Consider the following 14,996-nt stretch of genomic DNA (forward strand, 5'->3'; position numbering starts at 1 on the left):
CAGCCGAGCGGGACGGTCCGCCGAACCGGCGGGCCGTCCCAATTGCGTTGCGCTACATCACGATCAATCGTCGTGCCGCACTCGGGTCATGACCTTTCGAAAGCGATCAGCAAGTCGATGGTGGTGTTGGAGATGCTGCCCAACGGGTTGCTGCTGATCGGTGGTTGGATGCTGAAATCGGACGGTTCGACAGGGATGCTGGTCTTGAACGCCAGTCGCTGACCGACCTCGGTGGTTTCGAAATTGAAGGTCACCGTGCGGGTGACGCCATGGACGGTGAACCGGCCCGTGGCGGGGACGCTGACCGTCTGGCCAGCGGTCGGAACCGACGGGAAGACAATGGGACTCGTCAACACGAACGACGACGTCGGGAATTTGTCCGTCTCCAGCATCTGATGGTAGGCGGGATCGTGCATGCAGTCGCAGTTCGCGGTTTGCATATTGACCGTCATGTTCGCAGAAGTGATGGTCAGGCCATCGACCTGGATCGTTCCCGACACATCGTAGGTCCGTCCGATCACTCGGGACGTCTGCCCCACGACCGTGTCGTCGGTGGCCCACCGAGCCTCTGTGCCAGAACCGACGGTCCATGTACCCGCGATCGGACTACTGGGCGCAGGAGGTGGCGGTGGCGGAGCGACCGGCGGTGGCGGCGGCGCCGGAGCCGCTGGTGGCGGCGGCGCCGGGGACTCGGGTGGCGGTGGGGCCGGGGATTCTGCCGGGGGCAGCGCGGCGACGGACGGCGTCACACTCGCCGGGTCGGGCGTCGGCACCGGCGGCATCACCGTCGTCCGCGGTGGCCCGCTGGTCGAGGTCGCCAGATCATTGAAGCTCAATGGGTCCGGGTTGTTCGCGCTGACCATTCGAAGATAGATAAAGGGGCCGCCGACAGCGAGTGCGGCCACTACCACCACTACCACAATCCAAGTAATTGGATTGCGTAGCGCGGACCGAATCCTTCCGGAGCTTCTTTGATTCATCATGTGATATTTCCTCATTCCATCATCGGACGTCTTGATGGACGCAGGCGGCGGACAGCACCGGCACATATACGGCAACCGGCACCGGGGAAGGGCAAGGGACACCAGATTCCCGCAGGCTCGCTCGTTTCAGTGGGACTACGCTCTCAGCCATTCCCAAGCCTGCTCTCGGTCGCCCCCCGTGAGAGATACGAGGCACGCAGCCGTTCGGTTCAATCCAATTAATAGTAGAGGACTCGGCGTGGAAAGGAGGGACTCTCGCCGGGGTCCCCACTTACCCCCATACCCTCCTCACCAGCACCAACGCTGCCGACCTCGCCACAACACGACCCGCCCCCTACCGAACCGAACCAGGCGAGCAACCAATGACTGGCACCCGCAAAATGGACGTCACTCGACAATTGGTCAATGTGTTTGCGTAATGCGGACAGACCTGTGCAGCGAACCAAACGCAATCGATGCACTGCGCGGCACTATCGACATGGACGGGTACGGCGGGTTCACCTGCCCCAACAGCAACTACACGGCGACGGTCAAGGGCTGAAAGCCGCCTTGTGATGCTCGGCGACCGCGACGACACTGATGCCGTCCCTCACACCGGTATCGGCGGAAACGTCACCGACAGCGCCGCCAACGCCCGGTGGAACGGGCCCGGGCGCCAGACCAAATCTGTTGCGGGGACTGCCAATCGGAGATCGGGCAGCACATCGAGCAGGTGGTCCACCGCCTCCTGCGCGACCAAGTAGGCCGCCGAGCTCGCGGGGCACGCGTGCGGACCGGCGCTCCACGCCAGATGCGATCGATTGCCGGTGCGGTCGTCGGTACGGATCGCCGGGTCATTGTTGCAGGCGGCCATGCTGATCACCACCGGCTGATGCGCGGGCAACCACATGTCGTCGACGAGCACCGGCTGACGCGGATAGCTGATGCAGAAGTTCGCCATGGGCGGATCGGTGAACAGCACCTCATCGAGCGCGTCCCTGGTCGACAGGCTGCCGCCGAGCAGGTCGCCACCGAATCGTTCGTCTTCGAGAATCAGGAGCAACGTGTTGAGGACGAGGTTCTGCAGCGGTTCGATTCCGGCCCCGTAGAGCACGACGAGTTGATGGACCAGCTCTTGGTCGCTCAAGCCGAGTTGATGCGTCAGTAGTCGCGTGGCGATGTCGTCTCCCGGTGTGGCGCGCTTGTGTGCGACGAGGTCCATCAGTGCCTGCGTGAGCAGCTCGTTGCCCGCCGCGGCATCCGCGCCCTCGAAGATCGCGGCCATCCCCCGCGCGATCCGCTCGCCGATCTCCGGCGGGCAGCCGAGCATCTCGTTGACGACGCCGAACGCCAGCGGTCCCGCGTACTCACGCACCAGATCCGCGCTGCCGGTCCCGCCGAACCGCTCGATCAACGTGTCCGCCAAAGTCCCTACCGTGGCGCGCAATTCGCGCAGATCCGTGGCGCTGATCGCCGCGGTGTTCACCAACCGGTATCGCGCGTGCTCGAATCCGGCGCTGCGCAAGGCATTCGGCCGCCACTCCAGCATGGGCAGCACGGGACTGTCAGCGGGCACCGATTGTTGCCAGCCACGTGGATCGGCCGGAAAACGCTCGGGGTCATGCAGAATCCGCAACGCGATGCGATAGTCGATCACCAGCGTCGCAGGCACCTCCGGCGCCAGTTCCACCGGCACCAGCCCGCCGTACTCGGCGCGCATCTTCGCGTAGGCCCGATGGGGATGGGCGGCGAATTCCGGGCGATACAGCGCAACCCGATCGGTGGCGGGACCGACCGGCGAGCCGTGGTGCGGCAGCGTGCTCGTTGACAGGGCAGGATTCGACGACGAGTGGGTCACTGGCGGAGCCTTCCGGCATGGGACGTTGGCAGCAGCGGCCCCTCGGCTCGCGCCGATCAGCACCACAGCCCCTGCGACCTTGCCTCGAACCGCGCACGCCGGCATCGGCATGGGATCGGTATATGCCTACGTGCGCCATACGGTGGCGCAACACCGCGAACCGCGCTCCGGCCTGACTTCGGTGTCTGGCGGCGCGCCTGATACGTCCCTGTTGTGCTGCGCCCCAAGTGATTGCCGCGGCCCGCGCCGCCGAACGCCGAGCCGCACTGCGGGCGAAGCGCACGGCGACCAGGTCGGAGTGATGCAGGACACAGTGTCCGCATAGGATGCTCAGAGTATCGTCGCCATACCTCTCATTACTCTCTTCTGCTTCACGTGTGCATGCGGTTGGCGTCTCCTGTCCTGCGGTTGTAGGTGCTCGTTGTCCACTTGAAAGTGGTGACTCGATGGCCGATACCCGATTTCTGCTGTTTGCCTGGTGGCGAGACCGGGTCGACTACCGCGCGATAGTCGCCGCATTCGAATCCCACGCCGCCCTCGGCCTGACGAGGTTCATGATCGGCATCGGCGGTGCGGTGCTGCTGGCGATGAGCCTGTGCATGTCGGCATCGCCCGGCGGCTTCCACGGGCCGGTCGGGAAAACGGTTGCCACGATCACCGCGGTCGTTGCGGTGTATTGGACGTTGCGCTGGTGGTTGTTTTCGTGGCCGAGCGAAACCGAATCGCTGGTGCTGATCGCGTGCGCTGATCTGGTCATCACCGTCTCTGCGCTGACCGTGCACAACCATGTGTACGGAGCGATCGCGACGGCAACGTTGATCATCCCCGGCGGATATCTGCTTTTCCTCGGGCCGCGCGCGCTGATCCTGCACGTCTGCTGGTCGGTGGCGTCGGTATTGGCCGTGACCGCAATGATGGTGACCGACGAGTCGACCCGATCCGGCGGCGCCGCAGGCGATTACGCCTTCGGCGCCGCACTGATCCTCGGCATGGTCGCCGCCACCGTTGTCGCGCTGCCTGTCTCGCATTTCGGCCATTGGCTGCTGCGCCGTGATTCCCTGTCCGATCCCTTGACCAAACTCTGGAACCGGCGGGCCCTCGACACCTTCCTCCCCCGGTACTTCGACGCACACCACCGCGGCCCGGTGTACGTAGCGACCCTGGACATGGACCGGTTCAAACACATCAACGACGAGTTCGGTCACGCGGCAGGCGACGAGGTCCTGATCCGGATCGCGAACCGTGTCCGCGCCGCCGCCGACCCCGACGCTCTGGTCGCACGCGCGGGTGGCGAGGAGTTCGTCGTCGCGGGGTATCTCCGCGACGACCCGGCATCGGTGCTGGCGGAACGGCTGCGCTACGCCGTGGAAACCACACCCGACCTGCCCGTCCCGGTCACCGCCAGCGTCGGGATCACGGTATTCCTGATTCCCCCATCGGCCGACCCGCACCCGAGCCATTACGCCTTACGGTGTTCCGATATCGCGATGTACGAGGCCAAACGCCGCGGCGGCAATACCGTAGCGGTCACCCAACCGGATACCGCACCTCAACTGCCCCGCCTGACCACCGACGCATGAAGTATCACCTGCTCCGGCGGGCGCCGAGATGCGAGGATGCGATTCGTGGATGGATCCGACATCGGTAGGGACACTGCGGGATCGGGCGCGTTATTGCTCGGTATCGACATCGGCACCACGGCGGTCAAGGTCGCCGTGTTCACGGCGGACGGGCAACCGCTCGCCGAGCACTCCACGCCGTATCCGATCAGCAGGCCGCGGCCAGGCTGGGCAGAGCAGGATCCGTGGGACTGGTGGCGCGGCTGCGTCGACGGTATGCGCGCGGTCATGTCCGCAGTGCCTGCGGAGTCGGTGCGGGCGATCGGGCTGACCAGTCAGGTGAATACCCACGTTTTCACCGACGACCAGTTGCAGCCGCTCGGGCCCGCGATCGTCTGGCAGGACCAGCGCTGCGCCGACGTTGCCGCCGAGCTCGATGCGCGCTTCACCGCCGAGGACAAGCTCCGCATCTGGGGCTCCCCCATCACCCTAGACGCCTCGTTCGTCGGAGCTCGGGCGCAATGGTTTGCCACGGCGAATCCGTCCGCCTGGGCCGACACGCGGTGGGTGCTCGGCCCCAAAGACTTCATCGCAGCGCAACTGACCGGCCGCGTCGCAACCGATCTGCTCTCCGGCGTGCGGGTGGCAGGCCCGCAGGGTTACCTTCCCGACGCGGTAGGCCTCGTCGACGGCCTCGCGGACCGACTGCCGGAGATCCTGGAACCAGAAACGCGTCTCGGCCGAGTCGATTCGGCCGAGGTCGTGGTCGGCACCATGGACGCCTACAGCGCCGTATTCGGCAGCCACGCCACCGAACCCCGTCGCGGGATGATCTCGTGTGGGACATCGCTTGTCGTCGCGGGCGCCTCGGAGCGAGCGCACCCCGCGCCCGGCATCGTGACTTTTCCGCCGCGGCACGGCTATTACGTGCACGCCGGGCCGACCCAGGCCGGCGGCGACGCGGTGCGCTGGTGGAGCCGGGTCACCGGGTTGCGCATCGAGGACGTTTTCGACTCGGCGGCGGCAGGCAGCCCAGGCGTGCTCTTCACTCCGCATCTCTCCGGCGAGCGAGCGCCGCTGTGGGACGCCGACATTCGGGCAAGTTTCCTCGGCATGAGCTCGGCGACCACCACGGCGGACCTGTCGCTGGCGGTGCTGCACGGCGTGGCGATGTCGGGCAGGCACGTGCTCGAAGGTGTCGAAACTGCCTGCGGGCGTTCGGTGCCCAGTGTGACGTTCTCGGGCGGCGGGGCACGCAGCGCGTTGTGGGCGCAAATCCATGCCGACGCGCTGGAGCGTCCGATCGAGAGCCTGCGGGTGCGCGACAGCGCCGTGTTGGGCGCGGCGTTGCTCGGCGCGGTGGGCATCGGAATCTATCCCGACATCGAATCCGCCGCTGCCGCAACGGTTCACGTCGCACGCACGTTCGTGCCTGCGGAGCGGGCCGATCGGCTGCGCCCGCTCTACGGGATGTACCGCGCTACCCACAGCGCCTTGGCCACGCTCCACGCGGATCTCGCCGCCTGGCGCCAGTCCGCAGCGGACCCGCCCATTCCCGAGGCGTGATCGCACTGGCCGAATGACCCGAACCGCGCCCGCCGCAGCGAATTCCGCGGAAGCCCCCTCGACAGAATTATTGCTTCTGCGCCGTAAAGTGATATTTTACCTTCTAGGGCCGACTCGACCTGTTACTTGTCGCGCATCTAGGGAGATTCCGTGTTCATGGCTGTGAAGGTTGCCGTCGCGCGGGTTTGCGGAGGAATTCTCGGGGTTGTTCTGTGCGTAAGCTGGTTCGGCGTCGCACATGCACAAGACGCGCCAGGACCGGCGATGGTCGACGGCAGCGCATATTTCGCCCTTGGCGGGTGGAACTGCTCGATCGCCGCGAACGGCGCCGTTGGCTGCGACCTCGCGACGCCCGCCGCGTCCATGAATGTGCTTTACGCCGGAATGCAGGTGGCGCTGCCGAATGTGCCTGCCATCGTCATCGATTCCGCGATGGCGCCCGCACACCCCCAATGGAACTCCAACGGCAGTCACACCCTGCCGGGCGGAAACCCGCCGTTGGCACGCATCAATCAGGTGAACTATCACGACCCGCAGTACTCGGTCACCCATGCAGGAGCGAACTGCCAAATCACCTTCAACGGCACTGCGGTATGCACGTCGATGGGTCACGGGTTCAGCCAATGGGGACCAGTGCCACACGGCTACTGATCCCCATCAATCATCGGCTACCGGTACCAGACACCGGAATCCCAAGCGCCGTAATCCCATACGTTGAAATCGTAGCGACCATGCGCTCCCCCGAACAGATACCCCCACCAACCAGCCGAAGTGTCACAGATCTGGTCGTCGTGGTTGCATACCGTCAGCACCGGGAAGGGGCCGAACCAATCGTCGACACCCGCCAGCGGATAACCGAGAATCCCGCTACCGGGAGTGGACGACAATCCACCCCAGCCGGGCCCCGGCGCCCGCTTGGGATCCGAAAGGAGAATGGCATTCGCATTGTCGACGCCCTGGTGCGCGGTGACCCAGGCGTGGACGATCGCCGCGCCTTCACTGTGCCCGATCAACCTGATGTGATCGCCTGGGCACTGGTTACGATGCCACCAGAACAGCCGGTCGAGCTCGTTCAACCCCGACATCGCATCGGCGGAGTTGTAGCCGACAGGCTGATTCACGAACGGAACGAACACCGACGACGTGTTGTCACCTAGTCCGCCGACACCGATGGCCCAGTCGCCTAGGCAATCATCGGCCTGCGCCCGCGGACTCGTCGGGTATGCAAGGGAAAAGAGAACAGCCAACAATAATGTGGCGAAGAGCGCCGTTGCTCTACGCATGATCGTACTTTCTGGATGTGTGTTGCCTCCGGGTCCGGCCCGGCTCGAGCAAGATATACCCAGCAATTGCTGGCGTTCTTGATTGTTGGCGAAACAGTTACCTCGACCACGAACTCGGCGACCATAATGCAATGTCGGAGCCCATCTTCGGCGATATCTCATCGGCTTGCCGATCATTCACCCGGTTGGTTCATACCACTGAATCACGAAACACGGTGCACTGGTACAGCATTCACCGCTCATGTCGCAATCGGCGTCACGAGACCGGATTTCGCTCGAGCACGGACAGGTCACGTTCTGCGTACAGGCGATGCTCCCACTCCTCGTTGAGAACGATGCGAAGGCATTCCTGCACCGGAAACCCTTCCGCCTGCGGCCAGCCCGGTTCGGTTCGCGTCACGTCAGCGCCGAGTTGCTCGTCGGTGAGCGACTCCATGACACGGCGCACCATCGCCTGACGTTCGCTGCGCACAACGAGCACCTCGTCGAGCGAAGGTCGCGCCGCACGATCCCACGGAATGCCCTCCCACCCGGGTGCCTCGTCCCACGGTAAGTCCAGCCGATGCCAGGGCGTCGGGTTGCCGAGGACCATCCGGCCAACCCACGCCGCGGCGGCAAAGTTGAGGTGCCGCAACGTCTGTATGAACGACCACTCGTCGTCGACGCTGCGGTGCAACTCGCTCTCCGGCAGCGCACGCGCCTGCGCCACCGTGCCCTCCCACAGCCGTTCCAGGATGTCCCACGCCGCACGGAATCCGGCGCTGTCGTCGGGCCGCATCTTCGCCCGCTCGGGCATTCGACGGTTCAGTTCGGCGTCGACGAGCGGCGCGATGTCGACACCGTTCACCACGACGTTCTGTAGCTCACCATTGATCTCGACGTCGACCAGCTCTACGCCGCGCATCCGACTTCCCCTCAGCATGGCTCCGCGGAATCGCGCTCCGGTCAAATCCACATCGTGAAACCCGGCGTTTCGAAGCTTGACGCGTTCGAACTGGGCTCCGGTCAGATCACGCTCGCGGAACTGGGTCATGGCCAGCACGCTAGCTGATGAAGTCGCCGGCGTGGGGCGAAGTCCACCGAGATCGCCACGGCGACAACGACTCACCGTGTCGCGGACTAGCGGGCGCCCGCTTCGGTGGGCACGTCCGAGTTCGCGACATCAATCGCCTTGGTCAGCAACGTGATGCGCTGGGCCGAGACGTCCCATGACGTTCCCTTTGGTTCGAGGCTCAGCACAACGACGATCCTGGCATCGTTGACGCCGACGGTTCGGTCGTGTGCATGGCTCGTTTGGTGAGGTCGATCGGCGGCGCAGTGGGTGCGGATCGTTGCCTGGACGGCGCTGTCTCGCGGATTCCGTCTGGGCCCAAGACGATTGGGCCATCGGCGGCGGCCCTGATCAGGTCGAGAGGGATACGCGGTTTCGGGTTCCCCGGCAGGCACTCCTTGCCCGGCTCGGGCGCGGCGCCGAACCCGGACCACCCCTGCTTGACGGCCCAAGGCCGGGCCAGTGCGCGCGGAATTCCGAAGGACGACTGGTCGAACCCGTCCTGCGCGCATTTCGTCGACGCGTGCAGGTTGCTCATCATGAATTGCCGCGCTACCGGATTCGCGGTTTCGAGGATATGCCGGTAGATCGTCACCACGTCGGCCGCGCTGATCGCGGTGTAACCCCACATCCCGCGATCCGCGGGCGGCGCGGTGTCGGTCAGCTTCAGCTTCGTCACCATCCACTCGACGATCTTCTCCCACCCGTTCTCGACCCACAGGTAGCTCGCGGCATCGTCGTCGCTGGACCGCAACATCGCCTGGAGCCGAGCCAGATCGTCGGCGGGGATGGATTTCGGGTCGTGCGAGTCCAGATAGTCGAGGGCAATCAGCAGTTTGACCACCGACGCGGACCGGTACTGCTTGTGCGCATTGAGTTGCACACGCGCGTCGCCGGTCGTGCGATCGAAGACCACGAAACTCGCCTCCGCACCGGCAGGCACGGCAATCGAGGCAGGATCGGCAACGGCGGGTTGCGCGGCAATTCCCGTCAGCACGGTGCCCGCGAATACCGCCGTGGCAAGCCTGGTCAGCGGTGCTGTTCCTTGCCGAGATCGGGAAGATCCCAAGTAGCGCAACATATTTCCCCCTAGGTCGGATCGACGGCTCATTTTGACGATGCAGGACGCTATCGATGTGCGATCACCCGCGCCAGATCAGTTGTGCAACTGGGAATCACGTTCGTCGATGCCGTCGAGCACTGGACCAGCAGCGACTGATCGAGCCCGCCGCTGCCGCCGTTCGACTGGGTAGCGGTTGCCGGTTCGCTCATCGGACCGACGAATGACCGACAGCCCGGAGCAGCGATACCGTCGTGCTATGTTTCGCCAAATTGTCGCGGTCGCAACGCTTCTGGTCGGCTGCGCCTTCGCTGCTCCCACCTCGGCATCCGCGGATGCCACGTCATCGCTGACACTGAGCGCAATCAACGCGGGAACAAGTGAACAGGTGATTCTGCAGTTCACCGGACCGCTGCCGACAAAAACTCTGAACATCAGCGACAACAACACCGTTCCGGTCGATATCGGCGCCGACAAGCCGCGCCCGATCGGCGACAGCAAGCACTACATTCATCTCGGCTGCCTGCAAGTCTGTTGGTCCGGCCGCATCACCAACAACGTGCCGTTCAAGCAGCTCCCCCTCGTCCGGGGCGCGTTCGACCAAGTCTACGAAGGCGAGCTGGCACTACACATCGGCCTGGCAACTCCCGCCGCCTATACAGTTTCGGGTCAGGGCACCAGCCACATCGTCATCACCGTCCAGCACTAGCCGGCAGGCCCGACCGCTCGCGCGAACCCGGTCGAACAGATCTATCGACTGCGGCGCCTGCTGATGGACTTCGAACAAGCAACTGCCCCACTGGTCGACGAACCCTCGAACGCCTGGTCCGCCGCCTCCCCGCATGGATCGCCGACGACCCGTACAGCGCCGACATCGGCGAGCAGGCACTACACGAAATCGACCGCCACTTCCGCCACATCGTGGCTCTGAGAGCGCTCCAACCGTCTAGCGCCCAGGGAGTGGACACCGGACGCGGAGGGGCGCGCCGCTTCCTCGATGCGCACGGGCTTCGCGGATCTCCCGTCCCCGGAAGTCGTCCGGCTCGCCATCGTGCAGGAGCGTAACCACAGCCAGCACCGCAGATCCGAAGATCACCCAACTGATCATGAGTCACCCTTTCCTTGAGGCAGTGAGACAAACAACGTCATTATGGCCCATAGCATAGCAAGATGTGAAGCGACGATGCCCCACACCGACCGCCGAGCGCTGGTTTCCCACGTACCTCAACGCGCGGGGAATCGGACGATTCGGTCGTCGCCGGTGCGAACCGTGCCGCGACCGTCGGTGTTGGAGGTGCTGACCCACAGCGAGCCATCGGCCGCCACCACGGCGGTGCGCAGCCTGCCGTACCGGTTACGCAGTTGGGCAACGGGAGTACCGAGCGTGCCGTCGCTGCGCTGCGGGACGGTCCACAGCCGCTCGCCACGCAGGGCCGCGACATACAACGTGTTCGCAGTGATCGCGAGCCCGGACGGCGACGCTTCGCCGGTGGTCCAGGTGACCAGCGGGTTGGTGAAGCGGCCGTTCTGGGTGTCGCCCTTGCCTTCGACAGTCGGCCAGCCGTAGTTGCGTTTCGGTTCGATCAGATTGACCTCGTCGAATCGGTCCTGACCGAATTCGGTCGCGTACATCCGGCCGGTCTGATCCCACGCCAGGCCTTGCACATTGCGGTGGCCGAGGGTGTAGACGGGGGAATTCGGGGTGGGGTTGCCCGGCGCCGGGCGACCGTCGAGCGCCAGCCGGAGAATCTTACCGTTCGGGCTCGCCGGATCCTGCGCGCGGCTCTTCTGCCCCGCATCGCCGGTTCCGGCATACAGCATGCCGTCGGGCCCGAATGCGATGCGGCCGCCGTTGTGGATGCTGGCTTTCGCGATTCCCTTGAAGATCACTTCAGGCTGTCCGTCGAGGCGGAAACGCACGATGCGATTGTCGGCGCTACTGGTGAAATATGCGTAGACATAACCATCTTCGGCATATTTCGGCGAGACCGCTACGCCGAGCAGCCCGCCCTCACCGCTTGCCACCACGCCAGGCACCCGATACACCTGCTTGGGTTTGGCGCCAGGCGCGACCCGCACGATGGTGCCGGTATTACGCTGCGCGACCAGCGCGGCACCGTCCGGTAGGAACACTAGGCCCCACGGCGTCCCGATGTCGCGAGCGACCTCCTCGGGAGCATTGAGATCCGGCGTACCGGCTGCGATGATTTGTTCTGCGAAGGAATTCGGTATGGCGACTAAAACCGTTGCCGCTAAAGCGATCACGGCGGTTCCGGTGTAACGTGCCATACCTCGAAGTGTCGTAGCCATGTCCAAGTAGAACATCCATGCGGCGTGTTCGACTGGAGACAACTGGGGATGCGAAAGACGTAGCGCGCCTTATGATTAGGTAGCACTTCCCTTTCCCGAGCAGCGATCGGAGATATTCGCATGCAAACAATCAAGAAGACTTGGCAGCGACCGGATTTCGACTTCTTCGACACCGCATTGGAAATCACCGCCTACGCGGGCCGCGGCTGACCCGACGACAGCGCGAAGGACGGACGATGTCGGGGCGACACGACAGCGAAACCCCCTGGAGCGCGGACACTTTCCGGGACGCACTCTATGCACTCGAGCCGTCGTATTGGGCCCGACACCCATTTCATGAACGGCTGCACAGCGGACGGCTGGACAAACACGAGTTGCAGCTGTGGGTGGCCAATCGCTGGTACTACCAGCGCTGCCTGCCACAGAAGGATGCCGCGATCATCGCCAATTGCCCACTGCCGCAAGTGCGCCGTCAATGGCTGTCACGGATCGTGTACCACGACGGAACCGAGGATCGGGCGGGCGGCGCGGAGAAGTGGCTGCGCCTGGCCGAGGCCGTCGGCCTGGCGCGGGCCGAGGTAGTCACGGAGCGCCACGTCCTGCCCGGAGTGCGTTTCGCCGTGGACGCCTACGTCGACTTCGCCCGGCGCCGCCCATGGCTGGATGCGGCGGCATCCGGGCTCACCGAGCTCTTCTCCCCCGGCCTGCTCGCCTATCGGCTCGGCCGGATGCGCGAGCACTATCCCTGGATCGCCGAGGACGGTTTCGCCTACTTCACCGCGCGGATCGATGTCGTTGCGGCAGAAGGCCGTTCGCTGCTCGATCTGGTGGTCGAGCACGCCGTCACCCGCGCGCAACAACAGGCTTGTGTCGCCGCCCTCGCCTTCAAATGCGAAGTGCTGCACGGCGTGCTCGACGCCATCGACTATCACTCGGCCGCGAGAGGACCCACCGATGCGCCCCGATGATCGGCAACGACCGCGCCTGCGCCACGGAGTCCGGTTGACCAACGACCCGGCGCGTGGCGAACTGGCCCTGCTGCCGGAGGGCGTGGTCGTGCTCAACGACACCGCCGCTGCGATACTCGCGCTGTGTGACGGCGCCTCGAGCATCGACCACATCGTGCGCAGGCTCGGCGCGGAATACGAGGGCGTGCGCGCCGAGGACGTCGCCGAGCTCCTCGACCGGCTCGCGCAGCGGCGAGTGGTGGTCCTCGATGACTGAACCGCAGGTCGCGGCGCCGCTCGGCATGCTGGTCGAGCTGACCCACCGTTGCCCGCTGCACTGTCCCTACTGCTCCAACCCGGTCGAGCTCGTCCAGCGTGCCGGGGAGCTGACCTACGACCAGTGGGCAGGCGTGCTCACTCAGGCGCGTGAGCTCGGCGTGGTGCAGATGCACCTTTCCGGCGGTGAGCCGCTGGCCCGTGCCGATCTGCCCGAGCTGGTTGCGCATGCCAGGCAGCTCGGCGCCTACGTCAACCTGGTCACCAGCGGTGTCGGGTTGACCGCCGAGCGGGCCAGGCAGCTCGCGCAGTGCGGGGTCGACCACGTTCAGCTCTCCATCCAGGACGCGGATCCGCGGGCCGCCGACCTGATCGCAGGCGCCCGCGTACACGCCGTCAAACTCCGTGCCGCCAAAGCGATTACGTCCGCGGGGCTGCCGCTCACCGTCAACGTTGTGCTGCACAGGGCGAATATCGACAGGGTGGAGCAGCTCGTCGATCTCGCCGTCGATCTCGGCGCGGAGCGCATCGAGCTGGCCAACACCCAGTACTACGGCTGGGGGCTGCGCAACAGGGCCGCGCTGCTGCCCACCGCGGCGCAGCTCGACGCCGCGCAGCAGGCCATGCGGCGGGCACGGGCGAAGCATGCGGGCGGTCCCGAGCTGATCTACGTGGTTGCCGACTATTTCGCGGATCGACCCAAGCCGTGCATGGACGGTTGGGGCCGGATCCAGCTGACCGTTACCCCCGGCGGCGATGTGCTGCCGTGTCCGGGGGCGTCGGCCATCACCACCCTCCCGGTGGAAAACGTACTGCGCCGCCCACTGGCCGAGATCTGGTACTCCTCAACGGCATTCAATGCCTTCCGGGGCACCGACTGGATGCGCGAACCGTGCCGTTCCTGCCCGGAGCGGTTCCGTGATTTCGGCGGATGCCGTTGCCAGGCTTTCCAACTCACCGGCAACGCTGCGGCCACCGACCCGGTCTGCGCGCTCTCCCCGCACCGGCCACTGGTGGACGCGGTGCTGCGCGAATCCACCGAACCCGTGGCACGCGGATTCACGATGCGAATGAACACCGTGCCGTGAAGGTGATTCTGCTCGGCACCGCGGCGGGTGGCGGTTTCCCGCAATGGAATTGCGCGTGCGCATTGTGCCAGGCCGCCCACCGTCGAACGTTGATGTCGCGAACCCAGGAATGCGTTGCCGTGAGCGGCAATTCACGAGACTGGTGGTTGCTCAACGCCTCCCCGGACATCCGCGCGCAACTGCTCGCCACCGCCGACCTCCACCCCGGTCCTGGCCCGCGGGACACACCGGTGCGCGGTGTGTTGCTCACCGATGCCGAGCTGGATCACACGCTGGGACTGACCATTCTGCGTGGGGCAAGCGATCTCACGCTGTATGCCGCGGCGCCCGTGCTCGACGCCCTCACCACGGGCCTGCCACTACACGGCTTGCTCGACCGCTACGAACCGTGGTCATGGCAGCTCAGCACCCGTCCAGGCGGATTCGACCTGACCGGCGGACTCCGTGCCAGCGCGCACCCGATCAGCGCGAAGGCACCGAAGTACGTCACCGCCGCATCGCCCGACGCACATTGGGTGACCGCCCTGCGCATCGAGGACCAAAACACCGGCGGCACACTGATATACGCCCCGTGCCTGGCGGACTGGCCGCCCGGCTTCGATGAACTGCTCGCCACGGCCACCCATGCGCTTGTCGACGGCACCTTCTTCAGCGCACGCGAGCTCGGCGCGGCCGTTGTCTCGGCGAATCCGGATGCGGGCCAATCCCGCATGGGCCATCTGCCGGTCGACGGACCCACCGGCACCATGGTCGCCCTTGCCCGCCACCCATCGCTACGCCGAATCTATACGCACCTCAACAACACCAACCCGCTGCTGGATCCGGCTTCCACCCCGAGCGCGCTGATTGCCCGAGCGGGCATCGAGGTCCTGCCCGACGGCGCCGAATTCACCGTTTAATAGGCGTTGTGCATCACCCGATCGTCCGCGCATTGTTCGCCGCGACGAACGGACCCGCGCTGATCGGCGAGTTATAGCAACTTTGAGGGGTTGACAAAGCGCTTGCGACGGGCCACCTTTAGCCGATGGTAACGTTA

At 65.3% G+C, this 14,996-nt stretch carries 15 protein-coding genes; 9 read left to right on the forward strand and 6 right to left on the reverse strand.

Translation table 11 applies throughout. The features are described from left to right. Positions 1–86 precede the first annotated feature (86 nt). Positions 87–521 carry a YceI family protein gene (locus ACGFNJ_RS43415; RefSeq protein ID WP_393462415.1) on the reverse strand — a complete coding sequence of 145 codons (435 nt, stop codon included), beginning with the start codon at positions 519–521 and terminating at the stop codon, positions 87–89. A 49-nt stretch (positions 522–570) separates the two neighbouring features. Here ACGFNJ_RS43415 and ACGFNJ_RS43420 point away from each other — a divergent pair, with 49 nt between their 5' ends. Then, positions 571–873 carry a hypothetical protein gene (locus ACGFNJ_RS43420; RefSeq protein WP_393462417.1) on the forward strand — a complete coding sequence of 101 codons (303 nt, stop codon included), beginning with the start codon at positions 571–573 and terminating at the stop codon, positions 871–873. A 699-nt stretch (positions 874–1,572) separates the two neighbouring features. Here ACGFNJ_RS43420 and ACGFNJ_RS43425 read toward each other — a convergent pair. Then, entirely contained in the window at positions 1,573–2,820 is a 1,248-nt protein-coding gene (locus tag ACGFNJ_RS43425) for a cytochrome P450 (protein WP_393462419.1), read from the reverse strand. 446 nt (positions 2,821–3,266) lie between these two features. Between ACGFNJ_RS43425 and ACGFNJ_RS43430 the strand changes: the two genes are divergently transcribed. The 3 genes from ACGFNJ_RS43430 (at position 3,267) to ACGFNJ_RS43440 (ending at position 6,596) form a co-directional block, all read left to right on the forward strand. Continuing rightward, positions 3,267–4,400 (forward strand): diguanylate cyclase domain-containing protein, encoded by a 1,134-nt coding sequence (locus ACGFNJ_RS43430; RefSeq protein ID WP_393462421.1) that lies wholly within the window; start codon positions 3,267–3,269, stop codon positions 4,398–4,400. A gap of 45 nt (positions 4,401–4,445) precedes the next feature. Then, the gene (locus ACGFNJ_RS43435) at positions 4,446–5,945 is read left to right on the forward strand and encodes an FGGY-family carbohydrate kinase (protein ID WP_393462423.1); all 1,500 of its coding nucleotides are present in this window, start codon (positions 4,446–4,448) and stop codon (positions 5,943–5,945) included. Between the two features lie 264 nt (positions 5,946–6,209). After that, positions 6,210–6,596, forward strand: coding sequence for a hypothetical protein (locus tag ACGFNJ_RS43440; protein ID WP_393462425.1), 387 nt, complete (start codon positions 6,210–6,212; stop codon positions 6,594–6,596). Positions 6,597–6,613: 17 nt separating this feature from the next. Here the strand turns inward: ACGFNJ_RS43440 and ACGFNJ_RS43445 are convergent, their stop codons facing one another. The 3 genes from ACGFNJ_RS43445 to ACGFNJ_RS43455 form a co-directional block, all read right to left on the reverse strand. Next, positions 6,614–7,066, reverse strand: a complete 453-nt coding sequence (locus ACGFNJ_RS43445) for a cutinase family protein (protein ID WP_393462427.1) — start codon at positions 7,064–7,066, stop codon at positions 6,614–6,616. 418 nt (positions 7,067–7,484) lie between these two features. Then, complete coding sequence (locus ACGFNJ_RS43450) at positions 7,485–8,261, reverse strand: DinB family protein (RefSeq protein ID WP_393462429.1); 777 nt, start codon at positions 8,259–8,261, stop codon at positions 7,485–7,487. Positions 8,262–8,460: 199 nt separating this feature from the next. Further along, the gene (locus ACGFNJ_RS43455; RefSeq protein WP_393462431.1) at positions 8,461–9,348 is read right to left on the reverse strand and encodes a hypothetical protein; all 888 of its coding nucleotides are present in this window, start codon (positions 9,346–9,348) and stop codon (positions 8,461–8,463) included. A gap of 214 nt (positions 9,349–9,562) precedes the next feature. Here ACGFNJ_RS43455 and ACGFNJ_RS43460 point away from each other — a divergent pair, with 214 nt between their 5' ends. Further along, on the forward strand, positions 9,563–10,048 hold the full coding sequence (locus ACGFNJ_RS43460; protein WP_393462433.1) for a hypothetical protein: 486 nt from the start codon (positions 9,563–9,565) through the stop codon (positions 10,046–10,048). 515 nt (positions 10,049–10,563) lie between these two features. Here the strand turns inward: ACGFNJ_RS43460 and ACGFNJ_RS43465 are convergent. Then, complete coding sequence (locus ACGFNJ_RS43465; protein WP_393462435.1) at positions 10,564–11,628, reverse strand: PQQ-dependent sugar dehydrogenase; 1,065 nt, start codon at positions 11,626–11,628, stop codon at positions 10,564–10,566. Between the two features lie 257 nt (positions 11,629–11,885). Here ACGFNJ_RS43465 and pqqC point away from each other — a divergent pair, with 257 nt between their 5' ends. The 4 genes from pqqC to pqqB are packed head-to-tail and all read left to right on the forward strand — an operon-like array spanning position 11,886 to position 14,859. Then, positions 11,886–12,617: a pyrroloquinoline-quinone synthase PqqC gene (gene pqqC / locus ACGFNJ_RS43470; protein WP_393462437.1), complete on the forward strand. Its 732-nt coding sequence runs from the start codon at positions 11,886–11,888 to the stop codon at positions 12,615–12,617. Further along, positions 12,604–12,873, forward strand: a complete 270-nt coding sequence (pqqD, locus tag ACGFNJ_RS43475) for a pyrroloquinoline quinone biosynthesis peptide chaperone PqqD (protein WP_393462439.1) — start codon at positions 12,604–12,606, stop codon at positions 12,871–12,873. The genes pqqC and pqqD overlap by 14 nt, the downstream gene beginning before the upstream one ends. After that, complete coding sequence (gene pqqE / locus ACGFNJ_RS43480; RefSeq protein WP_393462441.1) at positions 12,866–13,960, forward strand: pyrroloquinoline quinone biosynthesis protein PqqE; 1,095 nt, start codon at positions 12,866–12,868, stop codon at positions 13,958–13,960. The genes pqqD and pqqE overlap by 8 nt, the downstream gene beginning before the upstream one ends. 2 nt (positions 13,961–13,962) lie before the next feature. Then, on the forward strand, positions 13,963–14,859 hold the full coding sequence (gene pqqB / locus ACGFNJ_RS43485) for a pyrroloquinoline quinone biosynthesis protein PqqB (RefSeq protein ID WP_393462481.1): 897 nt from the start codon (positions 13,963–13,965) through the stop codon (positions 14,857–14,859). Positions 14,860–14,996 lie beyond the last annotated feature (137 nt).

This window comes from Nocardia sp. NPDC049149 (genome assembly GCF_043197455.1).
In the GTDB taxonomy this organism is placed as follows: domain Bacteria; phylum Actinomycetota; class Actinomycetes; order Mycobacteriales; family Mycobacteriaceae; genus Nocardia.